Source organism: Pseudoalteromonas sp. Z9A5 (assembly GCF_011378875.1).
Taxonomy (GTDB): domain Bacteria; phylum Pseudomonadota; class Gammaproteobacteria; order Enterobacterales; family Alteromonadaceae; genus Pseudoalteromonas.
On the sequence record NZ_WTLC01000002.1, the window covers coordinates 194293 to 211207 of the forward strand.

At 39.9% G+C, this 16915-nt stretch carries 12 protein-coding genes and 1 other RNA gene; 9 read left to right on the plus strand and 4 right to left on the minus strand.

Features of this window, described 5'->3' with window-relative positions:
• Entirely contained in the window at positions 1 to 1140 is a 1140-nt protein-coding gene (gene cydB / locus GQR56_RS02475; protein WP_166109030.1) for a cytochrome d ubiquinol oxidase subunit II, read from the minus strand.
• Positions 1137 to 2720, minus strand: coding sequence for a cytochrome ubiquinol oxidase subunit I (locus GQR56_RS02480; RefSeq protein WP_166109031.1), 1584 nt, complete (start codon positions 2718 to 2720; stop codon positions 1137 to 1139). Before GQR56_RS02480 ends, cydB begins: the two co-directional genes overlap by 4 nt.
• A gap of 300 nt (positions 2721 to 3020) precedes the next feature.
• Here GQR56_RS02480 and lpxB point away from each other — a divergent pair, with 300 nt between their 5' ends.
• The 6 genes from lpxB (at position 3021) to GQR56_RS02510 (ending at position 11040) form a co-directional block, all read left to right on the plus strand.
• Positions 3021 to 4178 (plus strand): lipid-A-disaccharide synthase, encoded by a 1158-nt coding sequence (gene lpxB / locus GQR56_RS02485; RefSeq protein ID WP_166109032.1) that lies wholly within the window; start codon positions 3021 to 3023, stop codon positions 4176 to 4178.
• Entirely contained in the window at positions 4168 to 4770 is a 603-nt protein-coding gene (gene rnhB, locus GQR56_RS02490) for a ribonuclease HII (protein WP_166109033.1), read from the plus strand. The genes lpxB and rnhB overlap by 11 nt, the downstream gene beginning before the upstream one ends.
• Before the next feature lie 2 nt (positions 4771 to 4772).
• The gene (dnaE, locus tag GQR56_RS02495) at positions 4773 to 8264 is read left to right on the plus strand and encodes a DNA polymerase III subunit alpha (RefSeq protein ID WP_166109034.1); all 3492 of its coding nucleotides are present in this window, start codon (positions 4773 to 4775) and stop codon (positions 8262 to 8264) included.
• Positions 8265 to 8280: 16 nt separating this feature from the next.
• Positions 8281 to 9237, plus strand: a complete 957-nt coding sequence (accA, locus tag GQR56_RS02500) for an acetyl-CoA carboxylase carboxyl transferase subunit alpha (protein WP_024612386.1) — start codon at positions 8281 to 8283, stop codon at positions 9235 to 9237.
• A gap of 138 nt (positions 9238 to 9375) precedes the next feature.
• Positions 9376 to 10689 carry a tRNA lysidine(34) synthetase TilS gene (tilS, locus tag GQR56_RS02505; protein WP_166109035.1) on the plus strand — a complete coding sequence of 438 codons (1314 nt, stop codon included), beginning with the start codon at positions 9376 to 9378 and terminating at the stop codon, positions 10687 to 10689.
• Complete coding sequence (locus GQR56_RS02510) at positions 10690 to 11040, plus strand: hypothetical protein (protein WP_024612384.1); 351 nt, start codon at positions 10690 to 10692, stop codon at positions 11038 to 11040.
• Between the two features lie 119 nt (positions 11041 to 11159).
• Here the strand turns inward: GQR56_RS02510 and GQR56_RS02515 are convergent, their stop codons facing one another.
• The gene (locus GQR56_RS02515; RefSeq protein ID WP_166109036.1) at positions 11160 to 12056 is read right to left on the minus strand and encodes a GGDEF domain-containing protein; all 897 of its coding nucleotides are present in this window, start codon (positions 12054 to 12056) and stop codon (positions 11160 to 11162) included.
• 134 nt (positions 12057 to 12190) lie between these two features.
• Here GQR56_RS02515 and GQR56_RS02520 point away from each other — a divergent pair, with 134 nt between their 5' ends.
• Positions 12191 to 14164 carry a monovalent cation:proton antiporter family protein gene (locus GQR56_RS02520; RefSeq protein WP_166109037.1) on the plus strand — a complete coding sequence of 658 codons (1974 nt, stop codon included), beginning with the start codon at positions 12191 to 12193 and terminating at the stop codon, positions 14162 to 14164.
• A gap of 108 nt (positions 14165 to 14272) precedes the next feature.
• Here GQR56_RS02520 and GQR56_RS02525 read toward each other — a convergent pair whose 3' ends face one another.
• Positions 14273 to 15418, minus strand: coding sequence for a patatin-like phospholipase family protein (locus GQR56_RS02525; RefSeq protein WP_166109038.1), 1146 nt, complete (start codon positions 15416 to 15418; stop codon positions 14273 to 14275).
• A gap of 236 nt (positions 15419 to 15654) precedes the next feature.
• On the opposite strand from GQR56_RS02525, the gene GQR56_RS02530 reads away from it, so the two are divergent.
• Both GQR56_RS02530 and ffs read left to right on the plus strand, forming a co-directional pair.
• The gene (locus GQR56_RS02530; RefSeq protein ID WP_166109039.1) at positions 15655 to 16530 is read left to right on the plus strand and encodes a DUF3014 domain-containing protein; all 876 of its coding nucleotides are present in this window, start codon (positions 15655 to 15657) and stop codon (positions 16528 to 16530) included.
• 138 nt (positions 16531 to 16668) lie between these two features.
• Positions 16669 to 16765, plus strand: an RNA gene (gene ffs, locus GQR56_RS02535) — signal recognition particle sRNA small type.
• The last annotated feature ends 150 nt before the right edge of the window (positions 16766 to 16915 follow it).

Consider the following 16915-nt stretch of genomic DNA (forward strand, 5'->3'; position numbering starts at 1 on the left):
TTAATAGCTACCATGAGAGTTGTTTTCTATTTCTTCGACCGTTACTCTGCGCCACATTTTTACGTAACACCAAGTTGTATAAGTTAAAATAAGCGGTACAAAAATACACACTGCAACAAACATTATATTGAGTGTTTTATGGCTCGATACAGCATCCCAAATTGTTAAACTAATATTAGGGTTATTACTTGATGGCATAATGAATGGGAATAGTGATACACCCGCCGTCATAATTACACCTATTAGCATAAGACTTGTAGAAATAAGCCCTAGTGCTGGTTTGTTCAATTTAGAAAACAATAGCGCACTTAGTGCCATTACAAACGCTAAAATAGGAAAGGTCATAGTCCATGGGCGTTCACTGTAATTGCTAAGCCACGCGCCTTGGGCTGTTGTTACTACTTTAGCTAATGGGTCTGCATGGCTTTGTGTATCAGGCATAGATACAATTTGGTAACCCGTTAAATTAACAACCCAAAAACCAGCGCCTGCAAACAGTATAATAAATACAATCAGTGAATAACGACCATATTGCCCCGATCGATCTGCTACTGCATCAGCTGTACGAAGCTGTAACCACATACCAGCATGAGCAATTAGCATAGTGATACTTACTAAACCAGCAAGTAAACCAAACGGGTTAAGTAATCCAAAAAACGATCCTTGGTAGCTAACACGCATTAAGTTATCAATATTAAATGGTACGCCTAAAAATAAGTTACCAAAAGCAACACCAAATACTAAAGCTGGAATCGCGCTGCCTGCAAGCAGACCCCAATCCCAGTTATTACGCCAGCGTTTTGAGTCTACTTTACTGCGGTAATCAAACCCAAGTGGTCTAAAAAACAGAGCAAATAGTACTAACATCATAGCAAAATAAAAGCCCGAAAATGCAGCTGCATAAACCATAGGCCACGCTGCAAATAACGCGCCGCCTGCGGTAATAAACCATACTTGGTTACCATCCCAGTGTGGACCAATGGTATTAATTACCGTACGACGTTCAGAATCTGTTTTGCCTACAAGGCGTAGCAACATAGCTACACCCATATCCATGCCATCGGTGATCGCAAAGCCAATAAGCAGCACGCCAATGATCAACCACCAAAGCATTTTTAATGTTTCATAATCAAAAATCATAACTGGTCTCCTTTATCTTCAGCGGTGTTATTAGGTAATTCAAAATGATACTTACCAGTATGCAGCGAGCTTGGACCTAGCTTAACAAAACGGATCATCAGCCAACCTTCAACAATGGCTAAACCAGTATAAAAAATAATAAACCCAGTTAAACTAATTAATATGTCGTTTATAGTTAGTGACGACGTAGCTAAAAAGGTCGGCAGTATTTCTGATATGGCCCAAGGTTGACGACCATACTCAGCTACAATCCAGCCAAATTCAATAGCTATCCAAGGTAGTGGAATACTTAATACTACAGCCCATAATAACCAACGTTTGTGTTCTATAACGCGTTGAGCATTGTAGTAAAAGGCAAGTATAAATACCGCTAGCATTGCCATACCACAGGCAACCATAATCCTAAACGACCAAAACATAGGACCCACTTTAGGGAATGAGTCTTTAACTGCTTTTTGAATTTGCTCTTCAGTGGCATCTACAACATCTGGTGTGTAGCGTTTAAGTAACAAGCCATAACCTAAATCGTCTTTAATAGAGTTAAATTTAGCAACATTTTCTGGTGTGTCTTCACCGTTTCTGAGTTTTGTTAGGTAGTCATAAGCAATCATACCGTTACGAATACGCACTTCATGTTGTTTTTCTAAATCAGAAATACCAATTACTTGCTCATCAAGTGAGCGCGTAGCAATTAACCCAAGTGCATAGGGTATTTTAACCGCAGCATGAGTAACTTGCTCTTCTGAATCAGGAAAACCAAACGCGGTAAAAGCAGCTGGCGCTTCTTCGGTATGCCACTCGGCTTCAATTGTAGCTAGTTTTACTTTTTGAACTTCACCTACTTCATAACCTGATTCGTCACCGAGTAAAATCACACATAAAACAGAGGCTAAACCAAAAGCAGACGCAACTGAGAACGAGCGCTTAGCAAATGCTAAATCACGACCTTTTAATATATACCAACTACTAATACCAAGCACAAACATAGACGCTGCTACATAACCTGCCGATACAGTATGAATAAATTTAACTTGTGCAACAGGGTTAAACACAAGCTCCGCAAAGCTGGTCATTTCCATACGCATTGTTTGATAGTTAAACTCAGCACCTACTGGGTTTTGCATCCAACCATTAGCGATTAAAATCCACAGCGCCGACATGTTGGTACCAATTGCCATTAAAAACGTTGCGCCTAAATGTTGACGCTTTGAGAGTCGATCCCAACCTAAAAAGAACATACCTACAAAGGTTGATTCTAAAAAGAATGCCATTAAGCCTTCAATAGCGAGGGGAGCCCCAAAAACATCACCCACATAATGCGAGTAATAAGACCAGTTAGTACCAAACTCAAATTCCATGGTAAGGCCTGTCGCCACACCTATCGCAAAGTTAATACCAAATAATTTTCCCCAAAACTTAGTCATATCACGATAAATTTCGCGACCGGTCATAACATAAACCGTTTCCATGATAACTAAGATCCAGGTCATACCTATAGTGAGAGGTACAAACAAGAAATGAAAGAGAGCGGTAACAGCGAACTGTAATCGCGATAGATCCACAAAGGTTTCATCTATCATTATTGGCTCCTTGAGAGTGACGGATTAACAGGGCAATATAGCAATTGGCAACGTTAAAGCTTAATGAACTTTCAGTAATTACTGAAAGTTTGTAATATTATTTACTTTTGTGCAATTTTTGTCAATACATATATTAGTAAAAGCGAATGTCTTATTCATGCTACATCAGTATTATAAATATACAATGATCAGAATTATTTAGCGCACAATAAAACGACTATTTTTAGGCGTTTATTGAAACACTAAAACACGGTAAACTAATACGTATGAACGCATGGTTTACTTGTGAAATAAAATCAAATGAATAAAGCTCAAAAACAACTACGAATAGGCATTGTGGCAGGTGAACTGTCGGGCGATATTTTAGGTGAAGGCTTAATTAAATCACTTAAAAAACAATACCCAGATGCTATTTTTGAAGGAATAGCAGGACCTAAAATGCAAGCTCAGGGCTGTAAAACGTTGTTCGATATGGATGAGCTTTCTGTAATGGGGCTTGTAGAAGTACTTGGTCGTTTACCGCGTTTGCTTAAAATTCGTAAACAACTAGTGCAACACTTTATTGATAACCCACCTGATGTGTACATTGGTATAGATGCCCCTGATTTTAATTTACGAATAGAAAAACCACTCAAAGATGCCGGTATTAAAACAGTACAGTATGTAAGCCCGTCTGTTTGGGCTTGGCGAGAAAAGCGCATTCATACAATTAGTGCTGCTACTAACTTAGTGCTTGCATTATTGCCTTTTGAAAAAGAATTTTACGATAAGCACCAAGTGCCGTGTACATTTGTAGGGCACACCTTAGCTGACGATATAGCACTTGAGCACGATGACAGTAAAGCGCGTGAAGAGTTAGGCTTGAGCCTTGATGATAAAGTGCTTGCCTTACTACCGGGTAGTCGAGGCTCTGAAGTTGGCTTATTAAGCGAAACTTATATTAAAACAGCTGCAAAGCTGCAAGCGCAAAACCCAAACCTTAAAATTGTAGTGCCATTAGTTAACGAAAAACGCAGAGCGCAGTTTACTGCTATTTTAAATGCCACTGCGCCTGACCTTAATGTTAACTTGCTTGATGGGCAATCAAAATTAGCCATGCAAGCCGCCGACGCCATTTTATTAGCCTCGGGCACAGCAACACTTGAAGGCATGCTTTATAAAAAACCGATGGTCGTGGGTTATAAAATAAAACCTTTGAGTTATTGGATTTTTAAAACCTTATTTACGTTTAATATAAAATATTTTTCGCTGCCTAATTTATTAGCCGACGAAGAATTAGTACCTGAGTTTTTACAAAGCGAGTGCAACGTAACTAATTTAACGAACGCGCTTACCCCTATGCTCAACACAGATAACATCGAGCTAAAAGCGCGCTTTTTAGCTATTCACGAAAAAATTAGATTAAATGCCAGCGAACAAGCAGCGAACGCTGTGGCGGAGTTAATAAATGCAAATTGATAGACCAAATGTAGCCTTAATTGCCGGTGTAGACGAAGTGGGGCGCGGTCCACTTGTGGGTGATGTAGTTACTGCTGCAGTCATTTTAGACCCTACTAAACCGATTGCTGGCTTAGCGGACTCTAAAAAATTAACGGATAAAAAACGCCAAGCGCTTGCGATTGAAATAAAAGAAAAAGCATTGTGCTATGCGTATGGCCGCTGCAATCCAACAGAAATTGATGAGTTAAACATATTACACGCAACTATGCTCGCCATGACTCGCGCAGTAGAGGCATTAAGCACACAACCTGAATTTGTATTTATAGATGGTAATCGTTTGCCAAAACTCACTATGCCAGCGCAAGCTATTGTTAAAGGCGATAGCTTAGTAGCTGAAATTTCAGCCGCGTCTATTTTAGCTAAAGTAGCGCGCGATGACGAAATGATTGAGCTTGATAAACGCCACCCAGAATACGGCTTTGCAGGGCATAAAGGGTATCCAACTAAAGCACATTTTGCAGCGCTTGAGCAGTACGGCGCGATTGACGAGCATCGTAAAAGCTTTAAACCTGTGCAGCGTGTTTTAGCGCAAGCCAATGGTGAGGGTTAAGCATGGCTGCTCCTGATTTTGTTCATTTAAGGGTTCACTCTGACTTTTCGATGGTTGACGGCCTTGCTAAAACAAAGCCGATAGTTGCTAAAGCGCAAGAGCTGCAAATGCCAGCCATTGCGATTACCGATCAAATGAACTTTTGTGGTTTAGTGCGTTTTTATGGTGCTACGCATAACGCAGGTATTAAACCTATAGTGGGTGCTGACTTTTGGGTTCGCAGCCCTGAATTTCCTGATGAGCCAAGTCGTCTAACCATATTGGCAAAAGATAATGACGGCTATAAAAATATCACCTTATTAATATCTAAAGCGTATCAGCGTGGGCATGTATTTCATCGCCCCGTTATTGACCGAGAATGGCTGGTGGAACATAAAACGGGCTTAATTATTCTCTCGGGTGCTAAAGACGGTGATTTAGGTAAAGCGTTACTAAAAAATAACCCAAGTGTTATTGAATCGGTTGTTAGCTTTTACAAGCAGCATTTTAGCGACAACTACTACCTTGAGCTTGTTCGCACCAATCGACCGCTTGAAGAAGACTACTTACACATGGCGGTAGAGCTTGCTACAAAAGAGCAGTTACCTGTTGTAGCGACCAACGAAGTGGTGTTTTTAAAACCTGAAAACTTTGAAGCGCACGAAATTCGCGTTGCTATTTTTGATGGTTACACGCTTGACGATAAACGCAGGCCTAAACGATTCTCTGAAGAACAATACCTAAAAACATCAGAGCAAATGGCTGAGTTGTTTAGTGATATACCGGAGGCTTTACAAAACACGGTAGAAATAGCTAAACGTTGTAATGTAACTGTTCAGCTAGGGACTTACTTTTTACCTGATTACCCAACTGGCTCACTTAAGATTGATGAGTTTTTAGTTAAAGTGTCAGAAGATGGTCTTGAAGAGCGACTGCAGTTTTTATTCCCCGATGAAGAAGATCGAAAAGTAAAACGCGTTGAATACGATGAGCGACTTGATATAGAGCTTGGCGTAATTAACCAAATGGGATTCCCCGGTTACTTCTTAATCGTAATGGAGTTTATTCAGTGGAGTAAAGATAACAATATACCTGTTGGACCTGGTCGTGGTTCAGGTGCGGGTTCGTTAGTTGCGTACGCACTTAAAATTACCGATTTGGATCCGCTTGAATTCGACTTGCTTTTTGAGCGATTTTTGAATCCAGAACGTGTATCAATGCCCGATTTCGACGTCGATTTCTGTATGGATAGACGAGACGAAGTAATTGATCACGTGTCGGCTTTGTATGGGCGTAACGCCGTATCGCAAATTATTACCTTTGGTACCATGGCTGCAAAAGCGGTAATACGCGATGTAGGGCGAGTACTTGGGCATCCTTATGGGTTTGTCGATCGTATTTCTAAAATGATTCCAGGGGATCCTGGGATGACACTTGCTAAAGCGTTTGATATAGAACCACGCTTGCAAGAAGCCTACGATGGCGACAACGAAGTAAAAGATTTAATCGACATGTGTCGCATTTTAGAGGGGTGTACACGTAACGCTGGTAAACATGCGGGTGGTGTTGTTATATCGCCAACCACTATTACCGACTTTGCTGCACTTTATTGCGATGATGAAGGTAAGTTTCCGGTAACGCAATTTGATAAAAATGACGTAGAAACCGCAGGCTTAGTTAAGTTCGATTTCTTGGGTTTACGCACACTGACTATATTGCAGTGGGCGGTCGATATGACCAATGTGCGCATGAAGCGCCAAGGTAAAAATCTAGTCGATATAAATACTATTCCGCTAGATGATAAAAAGAGTATTGAGTTACTACTTCGCGCCGAAACGACTGCTGTATTCCAGCTAGAGTCGCGCGGTATGAAAGATTTAGTACGGCGCTTAAAGCCCGATAGCTTTGAAGATATGATTGCATTGGTTGCTTTGTTCCGCCCAGGTCCGCTGCAATCAGGCATGGTAGATAACTTTATCGACCGGAAACTAGGTCGCGAAGAAATCTCATACCCAGATGCGCAGTATCAGCACGAAAGCTTAAAACCTATTTTGGAGCCTACTTACGGCATTATTTTGTATCAAGAACAAGTAATGCAAATAGCCCAAGTATTAGCAGGTTATACGCTTGGTGGCGCCGACATGCTTCGCCGTGCAATGGGTAAGAAAAAACCCGAAGAAATGGCTAAGCAGCGTTCAACGTTTGAAGATGGTGCAAGAAATAATGGCATTGACGGCGAACTAGCGATAAAAATCTTCGATCTGGTAGAAAAATTCGCAGGTTACGGCTTTAACAAATCTCACTCGGCAGCGTATGCGCTCGTTTCGTATCAAACACTGTGGATGAAAACTCATTATCCGGCTGAGTTTATGGCAGCAGTAATGTCGGCAGATATGGATAACACCGACAAAATCGTTATTTTGGTGGATGAATGTGAAAACATGAAGCTCACCTTATTACCGCCAGACGTAAATGCAGGTGAGTTTAAGTTTACAGTAAACCTTGATGGCGAAATAGTTTACGGGATTGGTGCTATTAAAGGCGTGGGTGAAGCGCCGGTAGATGCCATTTTAGAGGCTCGCGCAAAAGGGGGTCCATTTAAAGACCTATTTGATTTTTGTGCTCGTGTTGATTTAAAACGCTTAAATAAACGTGTAACCGAAAAACTTATTTATTCAGGCGCGCTTGATAAACTAGGTCCCGATAAAACACAATCAGGGCGTGCTACGTTACTAGCGAGTTTAAAAAGTGCTATGCGCGCGGCCGATCAGCACAATAAAGCTGAATTATTAGGCCAAAGTGATTTATTTGGCTTATTAGCAACTGAATCTGATGAAGTAGAACAAGCATTTATTAAAGCAGTTGGTTTAACCGATAACGAATGGTTAGATGGCGAAAAAGAAACCTTAGGCTTATATTTAACTGGCCATCCAATTAATCAGTACCGACGTGAGCTTAAACATTATACCAGCGGAAAAATAGTTGATTTACAACCAACTAATCGCGATGTATTTGCAACGGCTGCAGGTCTAGTAATTGCCTCTAGGGTATTAATTAATAAAAAAGGAAATCGTTGGGCCTTAGTAACTTTAGATGACAAGAGTGCACGCATTGATGTACGCTTGTATTCAGACGAGTTTGAAAAGTACCAAGATATGCTTCAAGTTAACAATATCTTGGTAATATCCGGACAGGTCAGCTTTGATAACTTCTCTGGTGGTATTACAATGACCGCCAGAGAAATAAACACCATTGCTCAAGCGCGTGAAAAACGTATAAAAGCGATTAAAATGACGCTGAACATGGTGCAAGTCGAAGCAGGTTTCTTCGATAAATTACAAAAAGTACTCGAACCCTACAAAATGGGAACGTGTCCGATCAAGGTTTATTACCAACGCCCAGATGCGTTGGCGCAATTAACTCTTGGGATCGAATGGTGTGTTACGCCAAGTGATGACTTGATTCATAAGTTATCGCTAATGGCGGCGCAAGATGTAGAACTGGAATTTAACTAATTAGGTAGTTTAGAGCATGAGCCTCAATTATCTTGATTTTGAGCTTCCGATTGCAGAATTAGAAGCGAAAATTGAAGAATTACAAAATGTAAGCCGCGCTGGCGAATTAGACCTTGGATTAGAAGAGGAAGTCAGTAAATTAAAAGAGAAGAGCGACCAGTTAAAAGAGAAAATATTCTCAGAACTAGGCGCTTGGCAAGTATCACAGTTGGCACGTCACCCGTTGCGTCCTTATACTCGAGATTATATCGAGCGTATTTTCACGGAGTTTGATGAGTTTGCTGGTGATCGTACTTTTGCTAACGATCCGGCTATTTTAGGTGGTATAGCGCGTTTAGATGGTGAACCAGTAATGATTATTGGTCAGCAGAAAGGGCGCGATACGGCTGAAAAAATTAAACGCAACTTTGGTATGCCAAAGCCAGAAGGTTACCGTAAAGCTTTACGCTTAATGGAAATGGCTGAGCGTTTTAAAATGCCAATCATGACCTTTATCGACACACCGGGTGCATACCCAGGTGTTGGCGCTGAAGAACGTGGTCAATCTGAAGCAATCGCGCGTAACTTAAAAGTAATGGCGACACTTAAAGTGCCGACAATATGTACGGTTATTGGTGAAGGCGGTTCAGGTGGTGCTTTAGCAATTGGTGTTGGCGATAGAGTTAACATGTTGCAGTACAGTACTTACTCTGTAATTTCGCCTGAAGGTTGTGCGTCTATTCTTTGGAAAAGCGCCGATAAAGCACCTCTTGCAGCAGAAGCAATGGGTGTAACCGCAGAGCGAGTTAAAGAACTAGATTTAATCAGCAACTTAGTTGATGAACCTCTAGGTGGAGCGCACCGCAATTACGATGCAATGGCACGTAATTTAAAAGTACGCCTTAAACGTGATTTAGCAGACTTACAAGCACTTACGCTTGAAGAAATGCTTGATCAACGTTACAAACGTTTGATGTCGTTTGGCTACTGCTAAACTCATTAAATGTTAAAAAAAGCCGCTTATGCGGCTTTTTTGCTTTAAAATAGTCAGAGTTCTTTATAACTACCAATTATTAAATCATTACTTATTTATTTAATACAAATTGGTATAACTCACCTAAAGTGTGGACACATGCATACATCAGCAATTTACCAGCAACTAAAAAAATCGCTAAATAGTTATATAGAGCAAGGTAAAACCGTTTTCACAGTGGCGTTATCTGGTGGTGTTGACTCTGTGGTATTGCTGCATTTAATGAATACGCTTAAAGCAGATAATTCTGCTATTCAAGTTTTCGCTATTTATGTTCATCATGGTTTGAGTCAGTATGCTGATGATTGGCAAAATTTTTGTCAAAATGTATGTGCCGATATTAACGTGCCTTTTCAGGTTGCTAAAGTAAGTATAGAGCAGCAACCGCGCACGAGCCTTGAAGCCCAAGCGCGAGATGCTCGTTACAAAGCACTTGATGAGCTAAGCCCGCAAAACAGTATTATTTTACTCGGACAACATTTAAACGACCAAGTAGAAACTTTTTTACTGCGCTTAAAGCGTGGCTCGGGTTTAAAAGGGCTTGGCGCAATGCACCAAGAGCGTTTGCTACAAAGTGGGCGCGTATGTTTTAGACCACTGTTAAACGTAAAACGCAGTGATATAGAAGCTTTTGCAGCGCAGTTTAGTCTTGATCATATAACCGATGACTCTAATAGCGATGAAAGCTTTGATCGTAATTTTTTACGCTCACAAGTTGTGCCACTACTAGCACAACGATTTACTGGTTTTGAGCAATGCACCGCACGCAGTATCCATTTATTACAACAACAACAAGAATTACTAGAACAATATACTCAGGCCGATTTAGCACTGTGTATTAATGAGCAAAGTGCTTTAAACATAAGTGCTATTAGAGCATTCACACCGATTAGAATCACTAACGTAGTGCGTGCATGGTTGTCGCTGTTTACGCAAGTTATGCCATCGCAAAAGCAACTTGAACAAATAATTAATCAGGCAGTAGATGCTAAAAAAGACGCTCAAATACTTATTGAGCTAACTGGTGGACAAATACGACGTCATCAAGGGTATTTATACTTTGTTATTGCAACAGAGCAATTAAGCGATACAGAGCTTAACCAAAATGAGCTAAAGCTAGCTGATGGTCGTTTACTTAAAAAACAAACAGGTAAAAAAAGTAAGGGAATTAGACCTCCAAACTCTAATGAACAGGTAACCGTGCGTTTTAACTGTAATAGTGCGCGTATAAAGCCATTAAAAAAACCAGGAAGTAACACTCTAAAACATTGGTTTAAAGACACAAAGGTGGCGCCTTGGCTGCGCGGTAATGTGCCGCTTATTTTTTATAACGAAGAATTAGTTCAAGTTGTTGGATACTTTATAAGTGCAAAACATATTGATGAAAATGGTATTTATTGGGAGTGTATATAAATGAGTAAACAACCTCATGTTGGTTTGTCGTTAGTAAATAAAGCACCTATGGGTATGCTAATTACAGTTATTATTGCTGTTATAGCAAATGTTTTACTTGAGCTAAATATTATAACCTTAGGCTATGCAATTGCAGGTGGAGTTATATCAGCAGCACTTTTGTTATCATACTGGTTAGGTAAAGGTGGTTTGTTTTTTATTTTAGGTGTGAGTGTTCCGCTACTTTTAGTTTTGTTAACGCCACTAGCCACTATTACAGCCTTACTTAATTTAATCAGTGGTTTCTTTTTTGGTTTTTGTGCTGCGCTAGTAATTTATAAAATTATGTTTGGTAAGTCTAATACCAAATAATCAGATTTAAGATTGAATCATTTTTAATTAGCTATTAATGGCGGTTTGATGCGTTTATTTATATCTATAAAAAAGCCTAGCGGGGGAAGCTAGGCTATATAATTTACTTTATTTTGCTATTAATAAGCTTTAGCGCAATTTCTGCCAGACGCTTTTGCTCTATACAACCCTTTATCGGCTCTAGAGAATATTTCGTTTTCGCAATCGGGGCTGTTTGCCAACGTAAAACCAATACTGGTTGTTACTTTGTATTGCGACATCATACTTGAAGTTCTAACAAGGCGCATAATGCGCTCAGCGACTGCTTTATTAGTCGTGAACTCTGGATCTTCAATTAATATTGCAAATTCATCACCACCAAATCTAAATACAGAATCGGTGCCACGAATACTTGTACACAAAACTTCAGAAAACACTTTAAGCATGTCGTCGCCAACTTTGTGACCGTAATTGTCATTCACTTGTTTAAAATTATCTAAATCAAGTAGCATTAAACTAAATGGGCGTTGATAACGGCGGCAATTTTCGAGCTTTTGCGATAGAATGTCATTAAATTGGCTACGGTTATTTAAACCTGTTAATGCATCCTTTGTAGCCAGCTTTAATACTCGGCTATACATCATCGCATTGCGAAGAGGATAAACAAGTGCAGTATGTAAAACACGAAGCTTTTTCTCAATTGCAGAACATAGTGGGTATTGGCTAAAGTAAATTAGCTGCCCTAAGTGTTCTTTTCCTATAGTTAAATCATAAAGATATGGCGTACTTGTTGTGTTGCTATCAGATGTTTGTGCTGTGCCAAGTGTCGATTGGAACTGCAACCCTGAAAAATTTATTAATTGCTTTGCAAATTTTGCATATATAGCCAAAATATCTTCAATTACTAAACTAGTTTGTAACTCTGTAACGAGCTCATGCGTTGCCGCAGGCTCATCTATACGTGTAGGTTCAGCCGAAAACGGCAAAAAATCACCACGACCAGTTACACGTTGTGTCAAAATATGGACATTTTCCATTAAATTCTTCCCCCGAGGGTATTGCTTTGCAGTTACTAAGCGATTTTTATGCCACATTTCAAATTGGTTTTAAAATAGGTAATTGCTGTATTTAAAAGGCAGTACTTTGCTTTAATTAAATTATGAGGTCACTTTTGCAAAGCATTAATGTTCAGATTTTTGGCTTGTTAGTCGCAGCCGTACTTTTTGTATGGTTTTTCAAGCGTATAGGTTTGCCACCTATTTTAGCTTACCTGGCGACAGGGGTTTTAGCGGGTAGTCATGGTATTGACTGGCTAGCGCAAACGCACGAAATAGAATTTGTAGCTGAACTTGGCATTGTATTTTTATTATTTAGTTTAGGGTTAGAATTTTCGATTTCGCGGCTCATGGCAATGCGTAATCTTGTATTTGGATTGGGCTCACTTCAGGTGGGTATAACCAGCTTACTCTTCATTATTATTTTATATTGTTTAAATTTTAGCTTACTCACCAGTTTTACTATTGGCACTATTATGGCGCTCTCTTCAACTGCGGTGGTTGTTAAGCTATTAAAAGAGAGGGGTGAGCTTAATCAGCGACGAGGGCAGTTAGCCGTTGGTGTGCTGCTTTTTCAAGATATCGCGGTTGTACCTCTACTTATCATTTTACCTTTATTTGCATCAAGCGGTACGCAAAGTATTGGCTGGGCTTTAGCGTTTGCGTTAACTAAAGGGGCGTTTGTATGCATGCTGCTTTGGGCTATTGGCAAATGGGTGCTGCCTATTGTTTTTAAAGAAATAGCCCAAGTACGTACCGATGAGCTATTTATGCTTACTACTATATTAGTGGCTTTATTTGCTGGGTTTTTAACATACATGTTTGGTTTATCAATGGCGCTTGGCGCTTTTTTAGCCGGTATGATGCTAGGAGAAAGCCGTTATCGCCATCAGTTAGAGGCTGATATAAGACCATTTCGCGATATATTAATGGGGCTGTTTTTTGTAACTGTAGGCATGCAGCTCGACATTTTATTTGTGTTGGATCATGGCTTAATTATTATTGGTGCATTATTTGGTTTACTCATATTAAAAATAGCCGTGGTTACAATAAGTGCACGGCTGATGCATGAGCGAAATCAAGACTCGCTTGCCTGTGGCATCATGCTATGGCAAATGGGGGAGTTTGGCTTCGTACTAATAGCACTTGCTGGGCAGCATGAGTTATTAAATTCAGAGCAGGCATCATTTTTAATTGCATTGGGTGTGCTTTCAATGGCGTTAACTCCATTTTTAATTGATAAAACGCCATTTATTTTAAACCGCTTAGGCATACTCGACCGCCCTAGTATGGCAATAGAGAGTGAGCCTCAAAGCAGTACGCTTTATAGTAACCATGTTGTTATTTGTGGTTTTTCGCGTGTTGGGCAAACCATTGCTCGATTTTTAAAGCCCGAGGCAATAGATTACGTCGCTATTGAAAGTAATCCTATACTTGTACAAGAAGGGAAAGCTGCAGGCGAGCCCGTAATATTTGGCTATGTTAAGCAAAAAGATATTTTAAAATGTGCAGGAGTAGAGCGTGCGCGCTTAGTTATTATTACCTTTACAGAGTTTGACCATGCTCAAGTTGTAATTGATGCAATAAAGCAACTTGCGCCTAACGTTAAAATACTTATTCGCACACGCGACGACAGCCAACTTAATTACTTAAAAGAGTTAGGCGTAACTGAGGTCGTACCTGAGTCGTTAGAGGCAAGCTTAATGTTGGTATCGCATGTATTGTCTATGTCGGGTGTGCCAATGACCCGAATTGTGCGCCGAGTAAGTAAAGAACGTCGTAATCGCTATCCGCTAATGCAAAGCTTTTATGCTGGCTACTTTAAAGATAACGAAGATACCTCTAGTGACCGATTAGAATATTTACATGTAGTTGCCTTGCCAGACAAAGCATTTGCCGTAAACAAAACAATTGAAGAATTAAATTTAGCTAAACGACGAGTGCTCGTAAAAGCATTGCGCAGAGAAGGGCACGAGATAGATACGCCACCAGAGGACACCACATTATTCGCTAACGATGTTTTAGTGCTACAAGGTAAACCAAGGCGAGTTGAACGGGTAGAGCATTTTTTACTCGACGGGATAGAATAAACAGTTAAATTATTACCTATATAGCTACCTAAATAATTACCTAAATAACCTGCACTGTGGATAAGAAATCTCTTAACCAGAGTGCAGGTTAAATAGTTAATTACGAACTTAATCTAGCTCTAAAAATTCACGCATTTTAGGTAATTGCGCCATGCCGTCTTCATAGCCAATTTGCATCAAATGTTGGGTGTAGCGTTTTTCAAATAATAAATAGCTGGTTAAACTCGATTGCGAATGCTTTTTAACACCAATTGTTCTTAAGAGTACTTTTATAGCCCAAGGCATATCGTCGTAATATTGTGCAGCAATTGCGTTGAAATTTTGCGAAGGATTTATAACAAAGCTTTCGATTTGCTTAAGCTCTTTATGTTTATCGCGCGCAGGGAGTAAACCCAATGTGCGATTAACACGCTCTAACCGCTCTAAATCAGAGAGCATAGTGTCGGTAAATATACTGTCGAGTAAATGCCCGCCCACAGCCGATAACCCAGGGTAGTGCGGAGAGTAACCTGGAGGATGCAGCTCTCTTGGTTGCTCGACCCCAATAATAAAGATTTTTTCAGCGCCCAAATGAATTGATGGACTCAGTGGTGAAAGTAAATGCACAGAGCCATCACCAAAGTAATGGTTATGAATATTCACACTAGGGAACACCATAGGAATGGCACTTGATGCCATTAAGTGTTCAACATTAATACGAGCCGCCCGACCTTCACGCTTAGCGCGCTGCCAAGATGTTTGCGTATTTGATTGAAAAAACGTTACCGAATCACCTGTCGTGTAGCTAGATGCAGTAATAGAAAGCGCCTCTAAATAGTTACGGTGTAAGTTACGCTCAATTCTATGTAAATCTAAAATCTCGTTTAACAAACCGCGCAAAGGGCGATTATTTAATAAACTCGCTGGTGGATGGTTAATATGTTCTGACTGAAAGCTCGTTAAAATATTACGAGCAATATGACCAAACACACTAAAAAAATCACTTTTATAGACCATTGAAGTAGAAAAGTTTTTCCAAACAGATTCAAGCTTTCGCACGGCTAAATGCGCACAAGATGCATAGCATGCTAATGCAGCAGAATTAATTGCACCAGCCGATGTGCCATTTATTACTCTAAAAGGCAGCGGGGCAGTTCTTGGCATACTATGGGCTAATGCTTTAAGCACACCCACTTGATAAGCAGCGCGAGCGCCGCCGCCTGTTAATAACAAGGCTATTTTAGGTTTTTGAGGGTCAACTTGTTTGATTTTCATATTGGCGATTAAACTGTTCTACGTCTTTACTTTATTTATCAACTGTAAGTCTTTAAGCTAGAAGAATCAAAGGATAACTACTTTTATACTTTTTACATTAATAGCAGAGTACTTTAGTGCTTAATTTAATTAGCTAACATATTATGTATTAATGTAATTTTTATTATTTGTAGAATGAATTTAATCCACTTAGCGTACTCTAAGTGATATCGCATTTTAATTTTTATGGAGTTCGTATGTCAGATAAACCAGAAGCGTCAGATGTTCAAAAACGTCCACCTAATAACAATCTTCTTTTTGCCGTTATTATTTTAATAGTAGTAGCATGTGCGGCAGCCTTTGTATTGCTAAAACCAAGCGACGAGACTTCAACACGTACCGAAGTAGAGCAAACTGTTGAAGAGCAGCCGATGATGGAGATTAAACCAGAAAATGATCCCGTTGTAGATGCACCATCAGTAACCCCAGAAAAGCCGACTGAAATGGCCGTACCTACTCAGCGCCCTGCCGAGCCAGTACCTGAGGTAAAACCATTACCAACACTTGATGAAAGCGACTCAGTTGTTGTAGCAAAAATGGATGAATACCTGAGTGATTCAGTAATGAGCTTAATGGTAACCGACGATGTAATTCGCCGTGGTGTTGTGTTTATAGATAATCTAGCAAAAGGCAAAGTTGCTGCAAAACACACTCCAGTAGTAAAACCAGAAGAGAAATTTACCGTAACAGAAGGTGATATTTTAACAATTGATCCTAATAGTTATGAGCGTTATACACCGTATGTAAAAATATTTACTAGCATGAGCGCCGCACAAGCGGTACGTATGTACGATGAGTACAAGCCACTTATAAACAATGCATACACTGAGATTGGTTATGGTGATGACGAATTTAATCAAACCCTAGAAGATGCAATTGATTTACTACTCGATACGCCAGAGCCTGAAGGTGACTTGCCGTTACTTCGCGATTCAGTCACATTTCAGTATGCGTTTTCAGAATGGGAAGATTTACCGGCTGCTCAAAAACAACTTTTACGCATGGGTCCAGAAAACATGAAAAAAGTAAAAGCAGCACTTCGTAACATCAAAGCGCAGTTAGAGAGTAAATAGTAACCATAAAATAATTTAAATGACCGCGATTGTATATGAAGTATGCAATCGCACTTTCTTTTTCGATTATCCCTTGAATAACAGAGCAAAAGTAGAGATAATCCTTCCCGCGCCAACCAAGGCCCTCAATGGTAGTCTTATTGGTCCTCTCGCAACACTAGCAGGCGAACCTGGTCAGGCCCGGAAGGGAGCAGCCACAGTTTGTGACGTGTGTGCCGAGATGTGGCTGGTAAGACTGCCACCCAAATTCCTCATTTGGGTGTTGTTTGAAGTATAAGTTGACATATTTTCAAAAACACAAAAACACAAAAACACAAAAACACAAAAACACAAAAACACAAAAACACAAAAACACAAAAACACAAAAACACAAAAACACAAAAAC

Coding starts and splice junctions, on each gene's coding strand:
- cydB (WP_166109030.1), bottom strand. CDS start 1,140: ATGATTTTTGATTATGAAACATTAAAAATGCTTTGGTGGTTGATCATT.
- GQR56_RS02480 (WP_166109031.1), bottom strand. CDS start 2,720: ATGATAGATGAAACCTTTGTGGATCTATCGCGATTACAGTTCGCTGTT.
- lpxB (WP_166109032.1), top strand. CDS start 3,021: ATGAATAAAGCTCAAAAACAACTACGAATAGGCATTGTGGCAGGTGAA.
- rnhB (WP_166109033.1), top strand. CDS start 4,168: ATGCAAATTGATAGACCAAATGTAGCCTTAATTGCCGGTGTAGACGAA.
- dnaE (WP_166109034.1), top strand. CDS start 4,773: ATGGCTGCTCCTGATTTTGTTCATTTAAGGGTTCACTCTGACTTTTCG.
- accA (WP_024612386.1), top strand. CDS start 8,281: ATGAGCCTCAATTATCTTGATTTTGAGCTTCCGATTGCAGAATTAGAA.
- tilS (WP_166109035.1), top strand. CDS start 9,376: ATGCATACATCAGCAATTTACCAGCAACTAAAAAAATCGCTAAATAGT.
- GQR56_RS02510 (WP_024612384.1), top strand. CDS start 10,690: ATGAGTAAACAACCTCATGTTGGTTTGTCGTTAGTAAATAAAGCACCT.
- GQR56_RS02515 (WP_166109036.1), bottom strand. CDS start 12,056: ATGGAAAATGTCCATATTTTGACACAACGTGTAACTGGTCGTGGTGAT.
- GQR56_RS02525 (WP_166109038.1), bottom strand. CDS start 15,418: ATGAAAATCAAACAAGTTGACCCTCAAAAACCTAAAATAGCCTTGTTA.
- GQR56_RS02530 (WP_166109039.1), top strand. CDS start 15,655: ATGTCAGATAAACCAGAAGCGTCAGATGTTCAAAAACGTCCACCTAAT.